The 21065-nt window shown below is 38.5% G+C and carries 18 protein-coding genes; 6 read left to right on the forward strand and 12 right to left on the reverse strand.

Annotated features, from left to right (window positions below; genetic code table 11):
• Positions 1 to 3 precede the first annotated feature (3 nt).
• Positions 4 to 294, forward strand: coding sequence for an integration host factor subunit alpha (locus ACOB82_RS03385; protein ID WP_448211535.1), 291 nt, complete (start codon positions 4 to 6; stop codon positions 292 to 294).
• Between the two features lie 112 nt (positions 295 to 406).
• Here ACOB82_RS03385 and ACOB82_RS03390 read toward each other — a convergent pair whose 3' ends face one another.
• The 4 genes from ACOB82_RS03390 to queC form a co-directional block, all read right to left on the reverse strand.
• Positions 407 to 1171, reverse strand: coding sequence for a hypothetical protein (locus tag ACOB82_RS03390; protein ID WP_448211536.1), 765 nt, complete (start codon positions 1169 to 1171; stop codon positions 407 to 409).
• A 302-nt stretch (positions 1172 to 1473) separates the two neighbouring features.
• On the reverse strand, positions 1474 to 2004 hold the full coding sequence (locus ACOB82_RS03395) for a DUF2937 family protein (RefSeq protein ID WP_448211537.1): 531 nt from the start codon (positions 2002 to 2004) through the stop codon (positions 1474 to 1476).
• Positions 2005 to 2007: 3 nt separating this feature from the next.
• Positions 2008 to 3450: an HDOD domain-containing protein gene (locus ACOB82_RS03400; RefSeq protein ID WP_448211538.1), complete on the reverse strand. Its 1443-nt coding sequence runs from the start codon at positions 3448 to 3450 to the stop codon at positions 2008 to 2010.
• Between the two features lie 262 nt (positions 3451 to 3712).
• Positions 3713 to 4369 (reverse strand): 7-cyano-7-deazaguanine synthase QueC, encoded by a 657-nt coding sequence (gene queC, locus ACOB82_RS03405; protein ID WP_448211539.1) that lies wholly within the window; start codon positions 4367 to 4369, stop codon positions 3713 to 3715.
• Between the two features lie 75 nt (positions 4370 to 4444).
• Here queC and queE point away from each other — a divergent pair, with 75 nt between their 5' ends.
• On the forward strand, positions 4445 to 5119 hold the full coding sequence (queE, locus tag ACOB82_RS03410) for a 7-carboxy-7-deazaguanine synthase QueE (RefSeq protein ID WP_448211540.1): 675 nt from the start codon (positions 4445 to 4447) through the stop codon (positions 5117 to 5119).
• Positions 5120 to 5181: 62 nt separating this feature from the next.
• Here the strand turns inward: queE and pdsS are convergent, their stop codons facing one another.
• Both pdsS and pdsR read right to left on the reverse strand, forming a co-directional pair.
• Positions 5182 to 7371 (reverse strand): proteobacterial dedicated sortase system histidine kinase, encoded by a 2190-nt coding sequence (gene pdsS, locus ACOB82_RS03415; protein WP_448211541.1) that lies wholly within the window; start codon positions 7369 to 7371, stop codon positions 5182 to 5184.
• A complete protein-coding gene (gene pdsR, locus ACOB82_RS03420) occupies positions 7368 to 8084 on the reverse strand; it encodes a proteobacterial dedicated sortase system response regulator (RefSeq protein ID WP_448211542.1) in 717 nt (238 codons plus the stop codon). Before pdsR ends, pdsS begins: the two co-directional genes overlap by 4 nt.
• 204 nt (positions 8085 to 8288) lie before the next feature.
• On the opposite strand from pdsR, the gene pdsO reads away from it, so the two are divergent.
• Both pdsO and ACOB82_RS03430 read left to right on the forward strand, forming a co-directional pair.
• On the forward strand, positions 8289 to 9065 hold the full coding sequence (gene pdsO, locus ACOB82_RS03425) for a sortase-associated OmpA-like protein PdsO (protein ID WP_448211543.1): 777 nt from the start codon (positions 8289 to 8291) through the stop codon (positions 9063 to 9065).
• A gap of 253 nt (positions 9066 to 9318) precedes the next feature.
• Positions 9319 to 9975 (forward strand): hypothetical protein, encoded by a 657-nt coding sequence (locus ACOB82_RS03430; protein ID WP_448211544.1) that lies wholly within the window; start codon positions 9319 to 9321, stop codon positions 9973 to 9975.
• 47 nt (positions 9976 to 10022) lie between these two features.
• Here ACOB82_RS03430 and dinG read toward each other — a convergent pair whose 3' ends face one another.
• Positions 10023 to 12125, reverse strand: a complete 2103-nt coding sequence (gene dinG, locus ACOB82_RS03435) for an ATP-dependent DNA helicase DinG (RefSeq protein ID WP_448211545.1) — start codon at positions 12123 to 12125, stop codon at positions 10023 to 10025.
• An 83-nt stretch (positions 12126 to 12208) separates the two neighbouring features.
• Between dinG and ACOB82_RS03440 the strand changes: the two genes are divergently transcribed.
• A complete protein-coding gene (locus ACOB82_RS03440; RefSeq protein WP_448211546.1) occupies positions 12209 to 14602 on the forward strand; it encodes a DNA polymerase II in 2394 nt (797 codons plus the stop codon).
• A 133-nt stretch (positions 14603 to 14735) separates the two neighbouring features.
• The gene (locus ACOB82_RS03445) at positions 14736 to 15902 is read left to right on the forward strand and encodes a cystathionine beta-lyase (protein WP_448211547.1); all 1167 of its coding nucleotides are present in this window, start codon (positions 14736 to 14738) and stop codon (positions 15900 to 15902) included.
• 112 nt (positions 15903 to 16014) lie between these two features.
• On the opposite strand, the gene ACOB82_RS03450 is transcribed toward ACOB82_RS03445, so the two are convergent.
• The 5 genes from ACOB82_RS03450 to hflD all read right to left on the reverse strand — a co-directional run bounded on the left by ACOB82_RS03450 (position 16015) and on the right by hflD (position 21059).
• Complete coding sequence (locus ACOB82_RS03450; RefSeq protein ID WP_448211548.1) at positions 16015 to 17049, reverse strand: Leu/Phe/Val dehydrogenase; 1035 nt, start codon at positions 17047 to 17049, stop codon at positions 16015 to 16017.
• Positions 17050 to 17358: 309 nt separating this feature from the next.
• Positions 17359 to 17820: a GNAT family N-acetyltransferase gene (locus ACOB82_RS03455; RefSeq protein WP_448211549.1), complete on the reverse strand. Its 462-nt coding sequence runs from the start codon at positions 17818 to 17820 to the stop codon at positions 17359 to 17361.
• 6 nt (positions 17821 to 17826) lie between these two features.
• Positions 17827 to 18972: a JmjC domain-containing protein gene (locus ACOB82_RS03460; RefSeq protein WP_448211550.1), complete on the reverse strand. Its 1146-nt coding sequence runs from the start codon at positions 18970 to 18972 to the stop codon at positions 17827 to 17829.
• Positions 18973 to 19042: 70 nt separating this feature from the next.
• On the reverse strand, positions 19043 to 20410 hold the full coding sequence (gene purB / locus ACOB82_RS03465) for an adenylosuccinate lyase (protein WP_448211551.1): 1368 nt from the start codon (positions 20408 to 20410) through the stop codon (positions 19043 to 19045).
• Positions 20411 to 20441: 31 nt separating this feature from the next.
• On the reverse strand, positions 20442 to 21059 hold the full coding sequence (hflD, locus tag ACOB82_RS03470; protein ID WP_448211552.1) for a high frequency lysogenization protein HflD: 618 nt from the start codon (positions 21057 to 21059) through the stop codon (positions 20442 to 20444).
• Between the last annotated feature and the right edge of the window lie 6 nt (positions 21060 to 21065).

Raw genomic sequence — 21065 nt, forward strand, 5'->3', positions numbered from 1 at the left:
GCAATGGCGCTAACCAAAGCAGAAGTCGCAGAGCACCTTTATGAAAAAGTCGGGTTAAGTAAACGCGATGCTAAAGATATGGTGGAAGTGTTTTTCGAAGAAATACGTGAAACCTTAGAAAAGGGCGAACAGGTAAAATTATCGGGCTTCGGAAACTTTGATTTAAGAATGAAGAGTGAACGCCCAGGCAGAAACCCAAAAACCGGTGAAGACATTCCGATTTCAGCGCGTAAAGTTGTAACTTTTAGACCTGGCCAAAAACTAAAAAGCCGTGTCGAAGATGGTAATGGTTAAATTGTAATAGTTAATAAAAGTAACTATTACAATGATGTAAAAGGCTGCTATTGCAGCCTTTTTTGTTTACTCGTTTAAATCGTATCTTGTAAATATACGCTCATTTATACCATTAAGAGTCGATATCTACTTCGCCTTTAACTTCTGAAATAGATAAACCACCAGAGCCAGAATCAATGATTTTTAACGCGCCTGCGCGGTTGACTTCAATGCCTCCTGAACCATCATCAATGGTAACTTTGCCAGTTACATCTGTAGCGGTAAGTTCTCCAGAACCGTCGTCAATTTCTACATTACCGTTTACGTTTGAAACGGTCAAACTGCCAGAGCCGTCTTCAATTTCTACATCCCCTTGAATGTTTTTAACGACTAATCCACCTGATCCGTCATCAATAGTAACCTTGCCATTAATATTTTCAATGTGAGTTGAGCCAGAGCCATCTTTAAGGTTTAACCGGTTATTTATATTGAATATTTCAATATCACCAGAGCCATCATCAATATCTAACATCAGACTAGCAGGCATAGTGATTGTTAAATTAATTGATGGAGATGAACCTTGCCAAAACCCCGAATGAGAATTGTGTTTAGCCACTAAGTATGCGGTATTGCCAGAGCGGTAAAGCTCAAGAATATAGTCCTTATCGACAGTAGTTTGAATATCTGCTTTTACTTGGATATCGGTAACGGAGTCGTCACCTTTGATGATTAATGAACCTGCACCTGCATCGATATCAAATTTGTTAAGTGAGCTTGCATCAAGCGCTAAATTCTCATCTAAATGCACATCTGCTGATTGGGCATTAACGGCAATCACGCAGCCATTTAATGCAAGTGTAAGCATTGATAACGAAAGAAGTTTTGCGGTTTTTTTCATTGTAATTATTCCATAGTGTTTTTTCGGTTGATAACTGTTAAACAAATTTAAGGCCAATACTTAACTTATTGATAAATAGGCTTTAAGTTTTTTGTAGGTTTGTTTGATTAGTGAACTTCACTAATTATTAGTCGTTACGTCAGCTAATTTGGTTTAAATGAAAATTAAGTATTATTTAATAATTGCTTAATAAATCTAAAATTTTGGTAGGACTGATTATTCTTTTAATGATTAATCAAGCTAATAGCTTAATGCTTAAAACAAAATCAGCACTAAAAACTGCAGACCATGTGGTGCTAATGTTAAATAACTTTCGATTTGCGGTTAAAGCTTAAGCCAAATAAGTGTTGTAAAAACCAGCTGATAAGCATTCTTAGCCAAACTAAAACAAACGCTAAAATCGCACCCGTAACTAACGCCTGAAGAGTTAATGGAACGGCAAGTTGATAGTAACTGAGCACAACTTGTGCATCGTCTACATCAATGGTTTGTATTAAATGCATCACTTGTTCAATGTAAGACGATTGATTTAAGCCATTAATATTTTCTTGCAGCGTATTATGGCGAGTTACTAGATTTGCGACTAATTCACCAGTCTGGCTAATCGCTGATTTGCCACTAGCTAGGTAATCGTTAATTAACAGGCTAAGATCGCCTTTATACATTTGATCAGCAATTTTTTGATAACCAGCTAAGTGCCAATCTGACTCACTGAGTTTCCCAACTAAATACTGCTTATATTGTTGAATAAATTCAGGCAATTGCACTGCGATAATAAACCCTAGGGTAAATAAGCAATAATCTATGCATGCAGTGATTGCCTTCAATAGCATGAGTTATTTACGCCCAGAGGTCATGGTTAAGCACATATTTAAATGCTGAATGAAAAAACAGAACTTATTAAAGTCATTATCAGTGATCATTTTTTCTGAAGTTCGTTCAGCAATAATAAAGCCAATGGTTTTATGCTCTATCGCAACTTTAGCTATTGCTAGCTTTCCCTGTTGAAATAATTGATAGGTTGGCCCTGTTAAATTGGCTTGTTTTAATGCCTCATCGCTATTAATTAACTTAGTGCCTTGATTAGACAGTAGTTGAATGAATAAATTATCAGCATTTACCAGCGGAATTATTGTACGGTTATAAACGTTGTCACCTGAACGGTTGAAGCGATAACGGCAAATCATTTGCTGTTTATCGCTAGAAAGCAAATAAAAAGAAGAGAAGTCAAATGACAATATATGATTGATTTGCTTTAGCGTGTACTCCAAAAACTGGTTGATATCGCTTTTATCAAACGCCATTGTTGTTAACTGCTGGATTGCCTGCAGTTGCGCGGCATCTTTATTGACTACTTCATTAATAGTACTAGATTCCTGCTCTAACTGTGCCTGAGTAGGTAGGCCTTTGATGTATTCAGATAACATCTGAGCACCGTACGAAGAAATTAACTCAATCGACTTATTCTGAGTATGCTTGATACGGTGAAATAATTGCCGTTCATTTACCCCCATTAAATCGGTGATTTGTTTAATGAGCTCATCAAACTCATTGGCTGTGGGTGGAGAATCAATAAATTGCGCCAACTTATCTGCCAAATAAATAACCTGCATTTCTTTGGTTCGATTTTCTGGATGGTCTAATGATTTAATTAATAAATCACTTAAATTCCATTGTTTAGCTAAGCCAACACTAAGTTCATCGAAACTCATGCCTAACAGTTCTTTACAGGTCTGACTGTATTTACTTTTAGGTAAGTTAACTAAATTCGACAGGTCGAGGTTAAATTCTTCATCTAAACACCAAAATGCTGTTTCGCCGATACGTCTAAGCATTGCCGCTAAATAGACTTCTTCTTTTGTATCGTCGTTATATTCAGGCAACATCATCTTAGCGAGTTGTCCTGCGTAGAACGAGGTGGCCATTAATCGTTTTATTTTGTTGTAGACCGACAGTTCTAGCTTTTTGTGTTTAATTAAGCTGTCGATAACTTTAGAAGTTAAACAGATATTTTTTACTGTGTGAATACCTAGAACTACGGTAGCTCGAGATACCGTAGTAATTTTATTAACTCCCATACGAGGAACACTATTGGCTACTTTAAGTAAACAAGTAGTGAGTGCCTGATCATTTAAAATAGCTCGACTTAGCATAGGCAAAGAAGAAACATCATCATTAGCAAATTTATCTAATAATTTTGCCGTAGATGTTAGGGCGGGCAGTTCCTGTTGGGAAATTAACTCTATCCAGTGTTTAGGCGTTGGTGTTTGTTTAACCAAAACGTTACCTTTGATTTAACCTTTACTCATTCAATTGTCATAACTAAAGCGTAACTTTGCAAATATTAAATCTGATTTTTATCGATAAGCGCTTGAAAGTTTGACGGTTTGGCTAAATTATAGCCAAATAAAACGGGAGATATTGGATTATTTGATTTGACATAACTAGCGCGTGTGACCATTGCAGTATAAATTTCGTTGTCAAAATCATACCGCAACGCTCAACACGCTTAAATCGGCTGGCTCAAATAGGTAGATAGAATTATTCGTAAGCTAGCGGATCGGTTGCTTGGTTATCGCGAAACGCTTCCAAACGTTCTTGGCAAGCCCCACATTTACCACATGCTTTTTCTCGACCATTATAGCAAGTCCAAGTTTGGCTATAATCTAAGCCCATGCGAATACCATCGGTTAGAATAGCTGTTTTACTTACTTCTAGATATGGGCTAAAAATTTCTACAGGTTCATAGTTAGCTATTTTGCACACTTCATTCATTTTTAGCACAAACTCAGGACGGCAATCTGGGTAAATGGCGTGATCACCTGAGTGGGCGCCATAGTAAACTTGTGATGCACCAACGGAAACCGCATAACCAACGGCAAGTGACAATAAAATCATATTACGATTGGGAACAACCGTTGATTTCATGCTTGCTTCTTCGTAATGGCCTTCTGGTATTTCAATGTCGTCAGTTAACGAAGAACCCGCTAATAATTGATTAATCGCAGAGATATCAATTATTTTATGTGGTACGCCTAATTGTTGACACACAGCTTTGGCATAATCAATTTCTTTGACATGACGCTGCCCGTAATCAAAGGTTAATGGGTAAACAGCCTTACCATCGGCTATAGCGCGATGCAGTACGGTAAATGAGTCCATGCCGCCTGAGTATATAACAACAACTTTTTCCGTCATTTATTGTTTCTCTTAAGGTATAATCTGAAATTATTGAAATTTTACTTGATATAGCCGTTTGGCTAAAGCGAAAGCATGGCATTTACATACAAAATTAATGAAATTTTTGAAACCTTGCAGGGCGAAGGCTCTTTTACCGGACAACCGTCTATTTTTATCCGTTTGCAAGGCTGTCCAGTGGGCTGTTCGTGGTGTGATACGAAACATACTTGGGAAATAAAGCCAGAGCTAGCAATTGAAATTCACGATGTATTAGCCAAATCTTCAGAATCAGAGCATTGGGCTGAGCAATCAGTAGACGATATTTTAGCGCTTATAGCTAACCAAGGTTATAAAGCTAAGCATGTTGTTATCACCGGCGGTGAGCCATGTATGTACGATTTAACGCCATTATGCGCTGCGCTGGAAGATAAAGGTCTATCTACACAAATCGAAACTTCAGGTACTTTTGATGTTCAAACTACGGACAAATGCTGGGTTACGGTTTCTCCCAAGGTCAATATGAAAGGTGGCTACCCAATATTAGCGCAAGCTATGGCTAGAGCTAATGAAATTAAACACCCTGTAGCGACTGAGCAGCATGTTGATGACTTAAAAGCCCTGCTTAAAACATTTAATAGTGAACATAAACCGATTTATCTTCAGCCAATTAGCCAAAAACAACGTGCAACTGAATTAGCCATTCAAACCTGTATTGATAATAACTGGCGTTTATCAGTGCAGGTTCATAAATATATCGGTATTGAGTAAGTTATTAATAGTTAAGCGTTAACCAGCCAGATTGATTGTGATTAACGCTTAACTTTTACTTATTACTGGTTAGCTAATGGCAAAATTATCGTCATTTGAACGCCATCTGGCTGATGGCAATTTTGCGCAGTGATACTGCCACCATGATACTCACAAATAATTCTCGCAATAAACAAACCTAAACCTAAATGCGGCAGCGAATTTGCCTGTTGCGTTGAAGCCGCTTGATTATCTTTTCGAATAGATACCATAGAATTAAAAAGTTTGTTTTCCATATTTTCGGGCAATAATTGACCATTATTTTTAATCGTGATTTGTAATTGTTGGCGAACCACCATAAAAACAATTTCAATTTGCTGATCACAACTAAATTCAACCGCATTTGAGACGATTTTCTCTAGCATTTGAGCAAAATGCTCTGGTGAGCCAATAACCATTGCATTCTTGGTTAATGCTTGAAATGAAAACTCGATATTAGGGTAAATTTGTTTATAGCCACTTACACAGCTATCGACAACTTCATAAGCATTAAATAACACCGCTTGATTGTGTTGTAGCAGCTGCTCGACTCGTGTCGCCTCAGTCATACTGGTAATAATATGATTTAACCGACTAATGCCGGATTCTGCTCGTTGAATATAAGGCATAGCTTGTTCAGGAACCGGGTACATTGCTAGGTTTTCAAGTGAAGTTCTTACTACCGCGATGGGGGTTCTTAGCTCATGTGACAACCTAGACGATAGGTTTTCTAAGTACTGATTATATTGTGTGAGCCGCGCTACAGCGGTTGCAAAGCTTCGTGATAGATCGCCAATTTCATCATTACTATTTACTTGTGGAAACGCTTTTTTAACGCGGCCATGTTCATCAATGGCAATTTCTGCTTGGTTTCTAAGTTGTCTGATACGGTTAGAAACGCGTGAAGCAAAAAAGAAGAAGCTAATGGTGCCGACTAATAATATGGCTAGAATTGAAGTGAATAGTTGCTCTAGCGCTTTATTTCTTAGGGTTTTAATGCCATTTGTTGTTTCTTCAACAATGACGGCGCCCTGAACTTCGCCATCAATATATATTGGGTAAGCGGCTGAAAGGATCACCGCTTGTTTATCGGTACTTAGGCGCCATTGGCTGTCCATTGCTCCGGTCAAGGCTTTTTTAACATGTTTACCTGATATATGGCTTTCGTCATATAACTGGTCGTAGAAATTTTTCGGTGGTTTGGTCAGTATTTGGTAATACAGGGGGTGTAGTACATTATCTTCTAGCCATTGCCAAGTACTATTGCTGGTTTGTTGTGACTCGTTTGAGCGCCAGACACCACTGGCCTTGGTCAAATCTCCCGCTTTTGCTAAAACCCGTTGATGTTTATCAATAACCCAAACACTTGATTGGGTGTAGCTCATGCCTTTAACAATTCGTTCAATCTCTGGTGATGGCACCAATATTGTCCCCAATTTTTCTGGTTCACTGGTATTAGCTGAGCCAATTAAGCTTGTCGCTTTAGTGTTGGCTTGATCTACATCTGCAATTGAAAAGCCAATTTGATTGCCAATATAAGCTAGCGGTATGCGTAGCTCGACATTAAACCCAACAGGGGTCTCTTGCCATACACCTTGTAAATAATTAATCGGCTCTGGTAACCCTGAATTAGGGTTAATCAAAAAGCTCTCTATCCAGCCAGGTTTTTTATTACTGACTATATACTGCTGAAATTCGCCTTGAGGACTAATGACACTTAAGGTGATATGGTCATTTAAATAGATAGAACGGGCATTCTGTCCTCGGTAAATAACCTTGTCATCAACCACATTAAAAAATAGGTATAAATATTTATCATACTTGCCGACTGCGGCATTAAAACTTTGGGAAATTTGGCAACACGAATCTTGCCAAATCACATTATTTTGATGATAAAAATGCGACTTTCTTTCAAAGTTCGGCCAATCATTATAAAGGCCATCTAACTGTATTGGTTGACGAATTTCAAAACCATATAAGTCTTTGCCTTTTTCGACACTGGGTAGAAACGAAGCTTGGTTGTTAAATAGGTTGGGGCGATCATGTAAAGCCGTAGCGAGCGCTCTGGCTGTTCCAATAATGGTCTGCTCTTGACCATACCTCAGGTATTTTTCCATTTCCCAAACATATTGGTAGCCAAACCAGGGGATGGCAAACAAAAAACACGACAAAATAACCAATTTGCCGCGTAACCCTATGCGAAATCGCGATTTATTAAATGACGTCACTGTCATGACTGAATACCGGCAAGCATGTCATTATCATTCCAGCGATAGCCCATGCCGTATACCGTTTCTATACAATTAAAGTGGCTATCTATTCGATTAAACTTTTGCCTGATCCGCTTAATATGCGAAGTGATGGTGCTATCATCAACATATATTTGAGAGTCTTGCATTAATTGTTGACGGTTCTTCACATGGCCCGGAGTTTTTGCCAATGCATATACCATCCAAAACTCGGTTACTGTTAAATCGATAACCTGATCTTGCCAATGAATACTCATACGTTGGCTGTCTATTTTCAATGGACCACGACTGACAATGTGCTCTTGCTGTTCAGGTTGCTGCTGAGCATCTTGTCGACGAAATAAAGCGGCTATTCGAGCAGTTAGGTGAGGCAGGCTAATGTCTTTCGTTAAATAATCATCGGCACCAATTCGTAACCCCGAAACTGTATCTACATCGTTATCGCGGGCTGTTAAAAAGATGATAGGTAAAGTGGCTGATTTGGCACGAAGCCACTTACATAGTTCAAACCCAGCATCATATTCATTATGTAACCCGATATCCAAAATCACCAAATTGGGTAAATTAATAGCGAAAGCTTGCTGAGCAGTTAAACGATTAGCAAAACTCTGAACCTGATAGCCTTGCATTCTAAGAACATCAGCATAATTTTCTCGAATGGCATCATCATCTTCAACTATCGCAATACGTTTGCTCATTTTTACTTCTTTTTACTTAAAGTTAATCAAGGATGAGCAAAATATATCGTACATTTGCTATAAAAATCTTCTTTTGTCGGCAATTGCCATATTGTTGCCATAATTGTTCAGCACTTTGCCATTTTCAGACCCTGATTTAGGCGTTTTTCCTGTGTTTAATTACACCTAAGTTCCCAAAGCTTAATTTAAAAAGGAAAACAACTAATGAAATGTAAAAAAAATATTGTTATCACTACTGTCCTAGCCAGCTCATTGTTAATCGTACCTATGAGCCATGCCAGAGATACATCGGCAAAAGAATCAAACCCAGGTTTAAGTAACCAACACCAAGAAGAACTAGGGTTTGGCGCAGGTGCGATAATTGGCGGTATACTGGCAGGCCCTGCAGGCGCAATGATCACTGGACTTGCTGGCAATTTAATAATGAAAAATATTAATACAAGTGAAAAGTTAGCTGCCGTAAATAACGAGAAAAGCCAGCTAAATGAATCTTATCAAACACAAATTGCTCAATTGAAGCGCCAAATGCAGCAAGCTGAATATCATTATCAACAAGAGCTAGTAGCATTGGAGCAAAACCAGCAACAGGCAAGTGCACTGCAAGCGAGTAATTTAATGATGAGTATTCAATTTAACACCGGTCAAAGTGATGTGCCAGAGTATTACCATGAACAAATACTTGCATTAGCCAATATTTTAAAAAGCAATGAACGTTTGATAATTGATTTATCTGGCTATACCGATTTGCTGGGGGATAGCCAATTAAACCAGTCCTTATCGCTCTCACGTGCACAAAGTGTAAAAACACAATTAATTAAATTAGGTATTAATGAATCGCGTATTAATGCACAAGGTTATGGCGCTCAGCATCCCATTGTGGCAAACACACAGCAACCATCAAGTTATTATGATCGCAGAGTGATGATAAAAGTTAATAATTCACAATATAACAATAACTTAAAGCGAGTGGCGAAAAACTAATCATAAATGTTAGGTTTTTGATTATTGCTAAATTTACGAAAAAGTACTTTATGGTAAAGTGTAAAAGTACTTTTTACATAACGGTTAATAAAACATGTAATAAAGAGAGTGTAGTAATTTAGTGCTTTAGATATAGGATTCGCGAATTACTACACGGTATTCTAAGCTATACATTAAACTCCTTAAGCTATTTACCTTTATTAATATGGTTAATTTCAACAAAGGATTAATTCAACGTTGCTGCTTAGGTTTCATGCTGTTTATTACCATCAGTAATCCCGCTTTTAGTAAAGCCAACTTTATAACGTTAGACACACTAAAAGAGTTTCCAGGTATTGCTCAGGTAGAATCAATTCTCGTTAAGAGTTATGCGCGACTTGGTTATAGAGTATATTTTAGCGATTTAACTCCTGGCCGAGCTGCAGTCCAAGCTGATAAGGGTGAGCTCGATGGCTTGATCATTAGGGCGGACCAAATCTTATCTAAAACAAAGAACCTTATTAAAATTCCTATTGCGTTGCTTGAAGGAAATTTAATGCTTTATTGCTTACCAGAAATTGATTGTGATTTATCTGTACTTGAAAATTCAGAAAATGTAATAGGGGCAGTGAGTGGCCTCAATATTTCTAATGAAGTACTTAGCGATAAAAGGGCTTCTAGCTATCAAGTAAAAACCCATGCCGCGTTGCAGGATATGTTGGCGAAAAAACGATTAAAATATATTTTAACTATTGAAGTAGATGGCCTTGGTCTATTGCATAATTTCCCTGACAACTTTCAAAAAATATTTGTAAAACGTTTGGCTGGGTACCATGCTGTTCATAAGAACCTATCCGATATTGTGCCAGCGCTTACTAGTAGTATTCAACTAACAATCAATGAATTACAACAAGACCAAACTCAACAGTAACTTTTGTTCATCGCTTTTTTGTTACTACAGCTTGCGGTTTTATGTGATCAGTACTCTACTTTTCTTTTAAATGGTGGTAAAGCATTAAGTAAATCACCACCGTAGCGCTTGGTAACGACACGTCTATCTAGCAATGAAATTGTGCCGCTGTCATTTTCATTTCGCAATAATCGGCCACATGCTTGAATAAGTTTACTTGAGGCTTCTGGCACAGTTATTGACATAAACGGGTTGCCACCTTTTGACGTCACATACTCAGCATGGGCTTCATCAACAGGAGAGGTCGGTACAGAAAATGGTAATTTAGTAATAATTAAGTTAGTTAAATATTTACCCGGTAAATCGAGCCCCTCTGAAAAGCTTTGGGTACCAAATATCAGGCTAGCTTTATTTTCATCACAACGCTTTTTATGATGTTCAATTATTGATTGCCTTGATTGTTCACCTTGCATTAGTAAGCTTAATTTCTTTTTGTCTCTAAGCGATTTAGCCACTTGTTCCATTTGCCAATAAGAAGAAAACAGCACTAATGTCGCTTTGCCTTGCTCAATCAGGCTTGGTAAGACTTTCGTTAACTCATTGGTAAATGACGGATGACTTGGCTCAAAACGCATATTAGGCACAACTAGCGTCGCATTATTGGCATAATCAAACGGCGAATCGGCTTTTTGATATTGGGTGCCATCATTTTGGCTTAAGCCAACTTGGCGACGAAAGTGATCAAAAGAATTAAGTGCAACTATGGTTGCCGAGCACAATACTGCGCCTTCACATTTTGACCATAATTTATCTTCTAAGGTATAACCTACTTCTATCGGCGAGGCTGCTAATAAAAAGTCGCGCTTTTTGCCATCAATTAATTCTAGCCATCTTGCCAGTGGTGCAGTTTTTTCACTATCGGTTCGGGCATACATGGTCCACAGTGCGTTAAAATTTTCTAAGCGCTGCAATAAAAAGCCACTTTCTGCTAATAACGGCTCTGCTAGGTATGATTGAACCTCGCCATCTTTAACCGCTTCAACTAATAAAAAATAAAGTTTATTACCGTGCGTTAAGCATTTACGGCTGTATTCGGCTAAATCTTCTGCGGTGGTCTTAATAACACTGGGTAAAATACCGTGTTCAAAACGGTAGCTTGGCTGGCTATTAAATTCCTGTTTTTGATTATTGCTAAAATAACTGGCTTGATTGGCTTCAATAAATTGAAGTATTTTTTGCATGTCAGCTAATAAGGCCTGGGCATCATCAGTCAGTTTTAACGCCGGAGATATTGCCGATTGTGATTTTATCAGCTTGCTCATTTTATCAGACGCTTCAATTAGCTTTTGTAGCCATTCAATAGCGCCTTTTAGGGTTACGGCAGCGCTCGAATGGTCACGCGTAACTTTAGGCAAGTGATGCGCCTCGTCAATAATGTAAAAGGTTTCATCAGGCTCAGGCAGAATTTTACCGCCGCCCATTTCAATGTCTGATAATAACAACGAATGATTAACTACGAGCACGTCAGCGCTGTCCATGGTATCTCTGGCTTTATGAAATGGGCATTGCGCATGTTCAGCAATATGGCGTAAACAGCTGTGTTTATCTGACTGAATTTGCTGCCAGATATGGCTTGGAATAGTATCTGCCCATGAGTCTCTATCACCTTGCCATTTGCCATTTTTAAGTGCGGTATTTAATTGCTTTAGTAGCTTAATTTCATAATCACTCGGTTTTTCGGCAAAGGTAAATCCTGCTTGCGGTGATTCATCGTCACTGACCGCTTGAGCGAGTTTATGGTGACATACATAGCGTTGTCGGCCCTTCGCTAAGGTGTATTTAAACGCTAATCCGGCATTATCTTTTAAAAAGGGTAAATCTTTGTTTACTAGCTGTTCTTGCAGGGCAACGGTAGCGGTGGAAATGACCACTTTTTTATTTCGAGATAAAGCCAGAGGTATTGCTCCTAAACTGTAAGCTAGCGATTTACCTGTGCCGGTTCCTGCTTCAACAACAATGATTTTTCTCGATTTTTCATATTCACCAGCAAGCGTTTTAGCAATTTCAGCAATTAAAAATGTTTGTTGTTTTCTTGGATTGAAATTTGGCAAGTTTTCACCAATGGCTTTGTAAGACGTTCTAATTGTTTGTTTTATTTTATCACTTAACATCTATTGTTGAGTTCCCATTGGCTGGCTATTCATATAAACTGCTGTATATATTAACAGTTTATGTGTTCATCTGGCGAGAACTAATGAATCAAGTTTGCGCATCCGGTTTTGTTTTAACAAGAAAAACTTTTGATACCGCCAAAGGATTGGTTATTTCGTATTGGGTGATCACGGCGCAAGGCCCGGTAAATGTAGAAATAAACGATGAATTTGCCATTTTCTTCATTGCCGAAAATACGGTCGATAAGGCGAAATTACTGTTGGCTGGTAAAGAATGCGCACCGTCAAAAATTACATTATTACCATTAAAAACCTTTGAACAGCAAAGCGTTGCTGGTGTGTATTTTCAAAAGTTGCGCGACTTTTATCAAGCCAAAGAGTTATTAAAAACCAATGGCATAAAGTGCTTTGAAGATGATATACGCCCAGAAGATCGATTTTTGATGGAGCGCTTTATAACCGATGCGCTAACATTTTCTGGTACCAACCAATACAGTCAGCACGCTTTTGCTCGTATTACTCAAGCAAAATGCAGGCAAGCTCAACAAGACGTTCAATTGCAAAATGTTAAATTGAAAATGGTGTCACTGGATATTGAATGTAGCCCAAGAGGCGAGCTGTATTCAATTGGTTTATATGCTGATAATTGCCAGTTGGTAATGATGATTGCTGACAACCCCGATCCAAAATCTGGCTATGAATATATTCAATGGTATAGCAATGAAAAATCGTTACTTAAGGCGTTTGTTGCTTGGGTTCATCAATATGATCCAGATATTTTTATAGGCTGGAATGTCATAAATTTTGATTTTAATTTGCTACATAAACGTTGTAAGTTACTTAATATTGAATTTGCTATCGGCCGTGATAATCGAGAGCCTAGATGGCGCGAGCAGCAAAGTTCAGAACAACGTTTTATAGAAATAGCTGGGCGTGTGGTGATCGACGGCATAGATATGCTTAAAACCGCAACTTATAACTTTCCAAGTTTTTCACTTGATAACGTCGCCCATGAACTATTAGGGAAACGAAAAAAAGTTGTAGATGTTGATAATCGATTGCAAGAAATTATCGATAATTTTAACTACAACAAACATGCACTAGCTGCATATAACCTTGAAGACTGTAGATTGGTATGGCAAATATTTGAACATACAAAGTTGTTAGAATTTGCAACATTAAGAACGCGCCTTACTGGCTTAACAATTGACAGAATAGGGGGCTCGGTAGCAGCGTTTACCAATTTGTATCTGCCTAAATTGCACCGTGCTGGCTATATAGCGCCAAATTTAGGTGATGGCTATTCAGATTTAGTTTCACCTGGCGGTTTTGTTATGGACTCGAGTCCTGGCCTTTACCGCAATGTTTTAGTGTTAGATTTTAAAAGCCTATATCCCAGCATTATTCGAACGTTTTTTATTGATCCAATGGGCCTAATTGAAGGGTTAAAAGCTCCCGAGCAAGCCGTTGAAGGTTTTGATGGGGCGTTATTCTCACGCCAGCAACATTTTTTACCGGCAATAATCGATGAATTATGGCTAGAACGTGATAAAGCCAAACAACAAAAAAATGCCGCGTTATCTCAGGCAATTAAAATTATTATGAATTCATTTTATGGCATTTTAGGCTCAACTGGTTGTCGATTTTTTGATCCCAGATTGTCAGGCTCAATAACTAAACGTGGACACCAGTTGCTTAAATTAACCAAAAACTGGATAGAGGCTAAAGGCTATCAGGTTATTTACGGCGATACCGACTCTATTTTTGTAGCCATTGGTGATGAGCACACTTCAGAAGCAGCGAATAACATAGGTAATACCTTAGCCGACTACATCAATCAAGCATTGAGCGAATTTTTGCAAGCACAGTATCAGGTAACCAGTAAATTGGAATTAGAGTTTGAAACACACTTTAGCCGATTTTTTATGCCAACTATTCGCGGTATGGCAGATGTAGGTACTAAAAAGCGCTATGCCGGTTTAGTCAGTGATGGTGAAAATGAGCGTATTGTTTATAAAGGCTTGGAAACGGTTCGTACCGATTGGACTCAGCTAGCAAAAGATTTTCAGCAAACCCTTTATGACAAAGTGTTTCATGATCAACCAGTTAATGAATTTATTCTTGATACTGTGCATCAAACAAGAGCAGGACAACTTGATGAAAAGCTGGTTTATCGAAAACGTATTCGACGAAAGCTCGCAGATTATCAAAAGAATATCCCGCCGCATATCAAAGCGGCACGGGCGGCCGATGAGATTAATCAACAAAATGGTAAGCCGTTAAAATATCAAAACAAAGGCTGGATTGAATATGTTATCACTACTAGTGGCCCGCAAGTGGTTGAACATCAAAGTGCGCCACTTGATTATCAACTTTATATTGAACGTCAATTAAAAGCGGTCGCGGATGCCATATTACCCTTTATTAATTTGTCATTTGATCAAATAGTGGATGATCAATTGGATTTATTTCAGTAGCTGCAACTAAGTTATTCTAATAAATACGTTTAATTACCTTGTAATTTTCACTTGCCATGGGTATAACTGTTTGGAAGTCTAGATAGCTAAATATTTTAGCTATAAATATAACCCAAACAGATACTAGTGCCTTATGAAAAAACAAACACAGATTGTCAACGCAGGTCGCAGCGATAAATGGACCAATGGCGTTGTAAACCCTAGCGTGCAACGCGCTTCTACTGTGGTATTTAACTCGGTTAAAGAGATGAAACACGCCACTGCCAATAAAACCAATCAAGTGCTGTTTTATGGTCGCCGAGGTACCTCGACATCTTTTGCTTTTAGTGATGCCATGACTGAATTAGAAGGCGGTGTTGGCTGCGCACTTTATCCTTCGGGCACTGCTGCTATTACCAACGCGATTTTGGCCTTTGTAAAAACTGGCGATAATATTTTAATGGTAGATACCGCCTATGAGCCAACGCGTGATTTTTGCGATAAAATTTTAGCAAAACTTGATATTACAACAACTTATTATGATCCGTTAATTGGCGAAGGTATTAGTGAACTTATTCAAGACAATACTAGCGTCGTGTTTTTAGAATCCCCTGGTTCATTAACTATGGAAGTGCAAGATATTCCGGCTATAGCCACGGTTGCGCATCAGCATGGTTGTGTGGTGATTCTAGATAACACTTGGGCATCACCCATTAATTTACAGCCATTTGAATTGGGGGTTGATGTTTCGGTACAAGCGGCTACAAAGTATATTGTTGGTCATTCTGATGTCATGCTAGGTACGGCAACTGCCAATGAAAAACACTGGCCACAGTTACGTGAAAGTAGTTACACCATGGGCCAATGCACATCACCTGACGATTTATATTTGGCAATGCGCGGTATTCGTACCTTAGGCGTTCGCATGAAGCAACATGAAACGAATGCCTTAACCATTGCTAACTGGTTAGGGGCGCGCGAAGAAGTGGAAACGGTATTACATCCGGCGTTACCAACTTGTCCTGGCCACGAAATTTTCAAACGCGATTTTACCGGTAGTAATGGTTTATTTTCATTTGTGCTAAAACCAGAATATGTCAAAGACTTAACGGCTTACCTTGATGGTATGGAGCATTTTAAAATGGGCTACTCATGGGGCGGTTTTGAAAGTTTAATTCTAGCAAATGAGCATATTGGTAAACTGCGCAGTGCAACAACATGGCCGTACCAAGGACCGTTGATCCGACTTCATATTGGATTAGAAGATGTTGATGATTTAATTGAGGACTTAGCACAAGGCTTTGCTAGGCTTAAAGGCTAAGGTTTAATTAGCTAATTAAAAAGCCACCTGTTAGCTTAGCTAGTTAGGTGGCTTTCATTTCTTTAAAGCACTTAGTTTATTAAGTGCTTTATTTGTTTTTCACTATTTGCTGTTATTTACCGCCGCGTGCAATAATTGCTCGCGCCATTTCATCAGCAACTTTACCTGTTGGTTGGTTTTCAGCTTTAGCTTTAGCGAAAACATCTAATAGCGTGTCGTAAATTTCTTCTACTTTTTTCGTTGATGCATCTTTATCATAATTATCTTCGAAAGAGACATTGATAATGCCACCAGCGTTAATGACATAATCTGGTGCATATAAAATGCCGCGTTCAACTAAAGCTAAGTCATGTTTTGGCTCTGCTAACTGGTTATTAGCACAACCGGCAACGATTTTGGCTTTAATGCGATCAATGGTTGCGTCATTAATAGTGGCACCTAATGCACATGGCGCATAAATGTCACAATCTACGTCATAAATTTCATTTAAACCGACAACTTCAGCATTAAACTGTGCCTGTGCTTTGGCTAACGCTTCTTCATTGATGTCTGTGACGATTAATTTAGCGCCAGCTTTATGCAAGTGTTCACATAGGTAAAAACCAACGCTACCTAGCCCTTGAACTGCAACGGTAAGATCTGTTAAATCATCGCGTTCAAATTGGTGTTTAACTGCGGCTTTTATGCCTAAAAACGTACCTAATGCGGTAAATGGTGCAGGGTTGCCACTTTTACCTTCTGTGCCTGTTACATAAGGGGTTTCAGTATTAGCAATGGCAATATCTGCAGTGGTGATATTAACGTCTTCGGCACTAATATAACGACCACCTAAACCATTTAGTGCACGACCAAACGCTTTAAACAAGGCTTCAGATTTAATCGTTTTAGCATCACCAATAATTACCGACTTACCACCACCCATAGTTAAGCCAGCCATTGCATTTTTGTAGGTCATGCCTTTTGATAAGCGTAATGCATCAACTAAAGCTTCTTCGTCACTTGCGTAATCCCACATGCGACATCCACCAACAGCAGCACCAAGCTTTGTGCTGTGCACAGCAATAATTGCTTTTAAACCCGTTTCTTTGTCACTGCAAAATACCACTTGTTCATGATCATCGAAATCAACTAAATCAAAAAAAGCCACAATTTATCTCCGTGGAAGGCTAGACATTAGACCAATTATGCTGCATTTATCGTCTTTTTTCGCGGCAAAACCGTCTTTATGCGTTGCTGTATTAAAATCGGCAGCACAGTATCATTTACGTAAACGTCAATCTATAGCCTATATAAAGATATTTTTTTTCAAACTGTTCAAATTTAAATACAAGTTGAAAACTTTCTAAAGCTAAAACATTTTTAGTGCTAAAGCACTAATACGCTTAGCTTATTAAAAAATGAATTGAAGATAGAGGATTAAAATTGGTAGGACTTTTTTATTATGAATTAATGTTAGCTAGTGGCTTAAGTAGCATTTTTTGGTAGTAATACATTCAATAGAGCAAGCCATTTGTTGTTTCGGCAAACCAGCCTCCATAAATACTGAGCCTACAGGATGAAATTGATTGTTAGCAAAGTAGTCTACTGCTTCAAGTGGGCTGTAAATAAAAACTTCATTTAGTTCTAAGTCTTTGGCAATTCGTAGTAGGCCTTTGAGTACAAGTTTATCGAGTTGCTGTTTTCGGTGCTCTTGAATGACCGCGATGCGGCCAATTTCACCGCTAGGGAGAATTCGGCCAGTTGCTACTGGCTCTTGGCTATTGTCATCACAAACTAGCATATGAATGGCTTGGTTGTCTTTACGATCAAATTCGATACGCTTAGGTATGCGGTGCTCACAAATAAACACACGTTCTCGAACTGTCTTAAGTAGGGGAGCAGCATGCTCCCATGACACTCGGCTTACACTGTAATGCATAAAAACTTAATCTATATACCAGTACCCCATATTTAAAACACTAGTTAACATTTGTACATTTATCAAACAATCTTTGAAACTTTTTAAAGCCTCTGTGGTCAAAGGCTCATTTTTTGCCAATAAGTGTGCTAAATCTTTAGTTTTTTCCGATATTGAAACTCGATCACCATTAATATACAAATCACCATTTTGCTGATTAATAATTGCCTTGATACCAAGCACGGGTCTGACAACTATTTCGGGATCGCTTAAATATTCAATAACAGTATCCTCAGTAAAAGGCTCTACTGGAATTAAAATCTCTAGCGTATGATGACTTCGGGTAAGAAATGACGCTATGGTATCGCTAAATAGTTCAAAATCACCAGTTTGCTCAAGCATAAATTGTTGTAGCTTTTCGATATCGGCATTGTGCAGCGTTTCAGGCGTTGCAGTGACTTTTCGATCGGCATCACCAAAGCGATGGCAAGCAAGGTTTTTATCAATAATGCTATCTGCTAAGGCTGAGATCATATCTTGGCCGTTAGGTGCTTGAAAGCCAACTGAATAGTTCAATGAGTTATCAATAGCTACGCCATCATGCGGATGATTCGGTGGAATATAGAGGATATCACCTGGCTCGGTAACACTATCAATTAATGGCGTAAATGGTGAAACTTGTTTTAAATCTTCATGGGGTAACAATTGTTCAAGTGAGTCGTCAGGTAATCCCACTTTCCAATGGCGCTTACCTTCACCCTGAATAATAAATACATCGTATTGATCTAAATGTGGGCCAACACCACCGCCAGGGGTAGAAAAACTCACCATGACATCATCAATGCGCCAGCTTGGTAAAAATTTAAATGGGTAAATTAACTTAGCGGTATCTTCAGACCAGTTATTTACTGCCTGCACTAATAATGTCCAGTTTTGCTCGCCAAACTCACTAAAGTCTTCAAACGGCCCATGATTAACTTGCCAGTTGTCAGGCGTTGGCTGAGCAATTATACGTGACTCTATTTCTTGTTCCATAGCAAGACCCGCGAGTTCATCTGCACTAATCGGGTCTTCAAATGCTTTAAAGCCATTTTTAATTAACAATGGTTTTTTTTGCCAGTATTCAGTTAAAAATTTTTCTGGGGTTAATTGTTGCCAATCTAAGGTATACATAATGTTTATTCTTTTATGGTGACGAAAAAAAAGAAGACCTAAGCCTTCTTTTTCTTAAAGTTTCGACTAATTATAGCTCATCAATAAAGGCAACCGCACGGCCAATATAGGTTTCTGGCGTTAATGCCGCTAATTCTTGTTTTGCAGATTCTGGCATATCTAATTTAGCAACAAATTCGCGCATAACTTCCGCATTAACTCGCTTGCCACGCGTTAACTCTTTTAGTTTTTCATATGGCTTTTCAATACCATAACGACGCATTACCGTTTGAATTGGCTCAGCTAATAGTTCCCAGTTTTGGTCAAGCTCTTCTGCTAAAGAGTCAACATTAACTTGAAGTTTGCTAATACCTTTAAGTGTTGCTGCATAAGCAATTAAAGAATGACCAAAACCAACACCTAAGTTACGAAGTACAGTAGAGTCAGTTAAGTCACGCTGCCAGCGAGATACCGGTAGTTTTTGTGCTAAGTGCGCTAAAATGGCATTAGCAATGCCTAAGTTACCTTCTGAGTTTTCAAAATCAATTGGGTTAACTTTGTGTGGCATCGTTGATGAACCAATTTCACCCGCAATTGTTTTTTGTTTAAAGTGACCAAGGGCAATATAACCCCAAACATCACGATCAAAGTCTATTAAGATAGTGTTGAAACGTGCTACTGCATCGTAAAGTTCAGCAATGTAATCGTGCGGTTCAATTTGGGTAGTAAAAGCATTCCAAGTAACACCTAATGAGGTAACAAACTCATTTGAGAAGGTGTGCCAGTCAACGTTAGGGTAAGCACTTAAGTGCGCGTTGTAGTTACCAACAGCGCCATTAATTTTACCTAGCAATTCAACGGCTGCAATTTGGTCGCGTTGACGCTTAAGGCGAACGTAAACATTCGCCATTTCTTTACCCATAGTGGTAGGTGAAGCTGGCTGACCATGAGTGCGCGCCATCATAGGAATAGTTTTATATTCAACCGCTAACGCTTTAATTGCAGTTAAAATTTCATCAAGTACTGGTAATAATACTTGTTCACGACATTCTTTTAACATTAACGCATGTGAAAGGTTATTAATGTCTTCTGATGTACAAGCAAAGTGAATAAATTCGGTGACCGCATTTAATTCTGCATTATCAGCAATTTTATCTTTTAAGAAATATTCTACTGCTTTTACATCGTGGTTAGTTGTTGCTTCAATGTTTTTAATGCTTAACGCATCTTGTTCAGAAAAGTTAGCAACAATGCCATCTAATATTGCATTTGCTTCATCAGAAAATGCTGGAACTTCAGCAATTTCCGCCGTTGCTGCAAGCTTTTGTAACCAACGTACTTCAACGGTAACGCGGTATTTAATTAAACCAAATTCACTGAAGATAGGGCGTAAGGCTTTTGTTTTGCTGCCATAACGACCATCTACTGGTGAAATTGCACTTAATGCTGAAAGTTCCATAGTATTTTCCTACAAACTAATAAATAAAAAATTAATAAATTTCGTTCAATAACTGCTGTGCACATTTCAAAATTTTTGAACGTGCAAATAAAATATTTCTACGTTTTCCGCCAACTTGACGCCAAAGTACGGCGCTGCGAATACCAGCAAGTAACAATGCACGGACTTTGTGCTGATTACTTTCAACTTTTAAAATCGCTGGATCGCCAGCCACTTGAATGCGTGCCCCTAAAGGGCTGATGATATCACTATAGATGCTAGCAAAACTGTTAAGTAATTGCGGGCTGTCGATATCATAATGATCATTTTGACGCTGAGTTTGATCGATACGTTGGCCAAGTGCGGCAAGTTGCTTTTTATTCTTGCTTAGGCGTCGTTCTAAATTCAGTAAACTAACAATATAGCGAGTTAATTCAGGATCTTTTTGTTTGGTGTTATCGCCAAGGTGACTGACGAGCACCTGTAAGCCAGGCTTTAAATTGCTGAGGTTGCCGCCATACACCGCCAAAGTATTTTCTGGCGAAGTAATCACTAAGCTTTTTAACATCAGCGCTAACTGTTGCTCATCAACTTCGCCTGTACGGGCCAACATTTGCACCATACTGGCAATTTGACAAATAGCGGCAAAAGTAAGGGTTTGATCTTTCATAATAAA

The sequence above is a fragment of the Colwellia sp. MEBiC06753 genome (assembly GCF_053470325.1).

Bases quoted from the DNA above. Each gene is read 5' to 3' on its own strand.
- pdsO (WP_448211543.1), top strand. From the start codon at position 8,289: ATGAAATGTAAAAAAAATATTGTTATCACTACTGTCCTAGCCAGCTCA.
- ACOB82_RS03440 (WP_448211546.1), top strand. From the start codon at position 12,209: ATGAATCAAGTTTGCGCATCCGGTTTTGTTTTAACAAGAAAAACTTTT.
- ACOB82_RS03455 (WP_448211549.1), bottom strand. From the start codon at position 17,820: ATGCATTACAGTGTAAGCCGAGTGTCATGGGAGCATGCTGCTCCCCTA.
- ACOB82_RS03430 (WP_448211544.1), top strand. From the start codon at position 9,319: ATGCTGTTTATTACCATCAGTAATCCCGCTTTTAGTAAAGCCAACTTT.
- pdsS (WP_448211541.1), bottom strand. From the start codon at position 7,371: ATGACAGTGACGTCATTTAATAAATCGCGATTTCGCATAGGGTTACGC.
- ACOB82_RS03385 (WP_448211535.1), top strand. From the start codon at position 4: ATGGCGCTAACCAAAGCAGAAGTCGCAGAGCACCTTTATGAAAAAGTC.
- dinG (WP_448211545.1), bottom strand. From the start codon at position 12,125: ATGTTAAGTGATAAAATAAAACAAACAATTAGAACGTCTTACAAAGCC.
- ACOB82_RS03460 (WP_448211550.1), bottom strand. From the start codon at position 18,972: ATGTATACCTTAGATTGGCAACAATTAACCCCAGAAAAATTTTTAACT.
- hflD (WP_448211552.1), bottom strand. From the start codon at position 21,059: ATGAAAGATCAAACCCTTACTTTTGCCGCTATTTGTCAAATTGCCAGT.
- ACOB82_RS03445 (WP_448211547.1), top strand. From the start codon at position 14,736: ATGAAAAAACAAACACAGATTGTCAACGCAGGTCGCAGCGATAAATGG.
- purB (WP_448211551.1), bottom strand. From the start codon at position 20,410: ATGGAACTTTCAGCATTAAGTGCAATTTCACCAGTAGATGGTCGTTAT.
- queC (WP_448211539.1), bottom strand. From the start codon at position 4,369: ATGACGGAAAAAGTTGTTGTTATATACTCAGGCGGCATGGACTCATTT.
- ACOB82_RS03395 (WP_448211537.1), bottom strand. From the start codon at position 2,004: ATGCTATTGAAGGCAATCACTGCATGCATAGATTATTGCTTATTTACC.
- queE (WP_448211540.1), top strand. From the start codon at position 4,445: ATGGCATTTACATACAAAATTAATGAAATTTTTGAAACCTTGCAGGGC.
- pdsR (WP_448211542.1), bottom strand. From the start codon at position 8,084: ATGAGCAAACGTATTGCGATAGTTGAAGATGATGATGCCATTCGAGAA.
- ACOB82_RS03390 (WP_448211536.1), bottom strand. From the start codon at position 1,171: ATGAAAAAAACCGCAAAACTTCTTTCGTTATCAATGCTTACACTTGCA.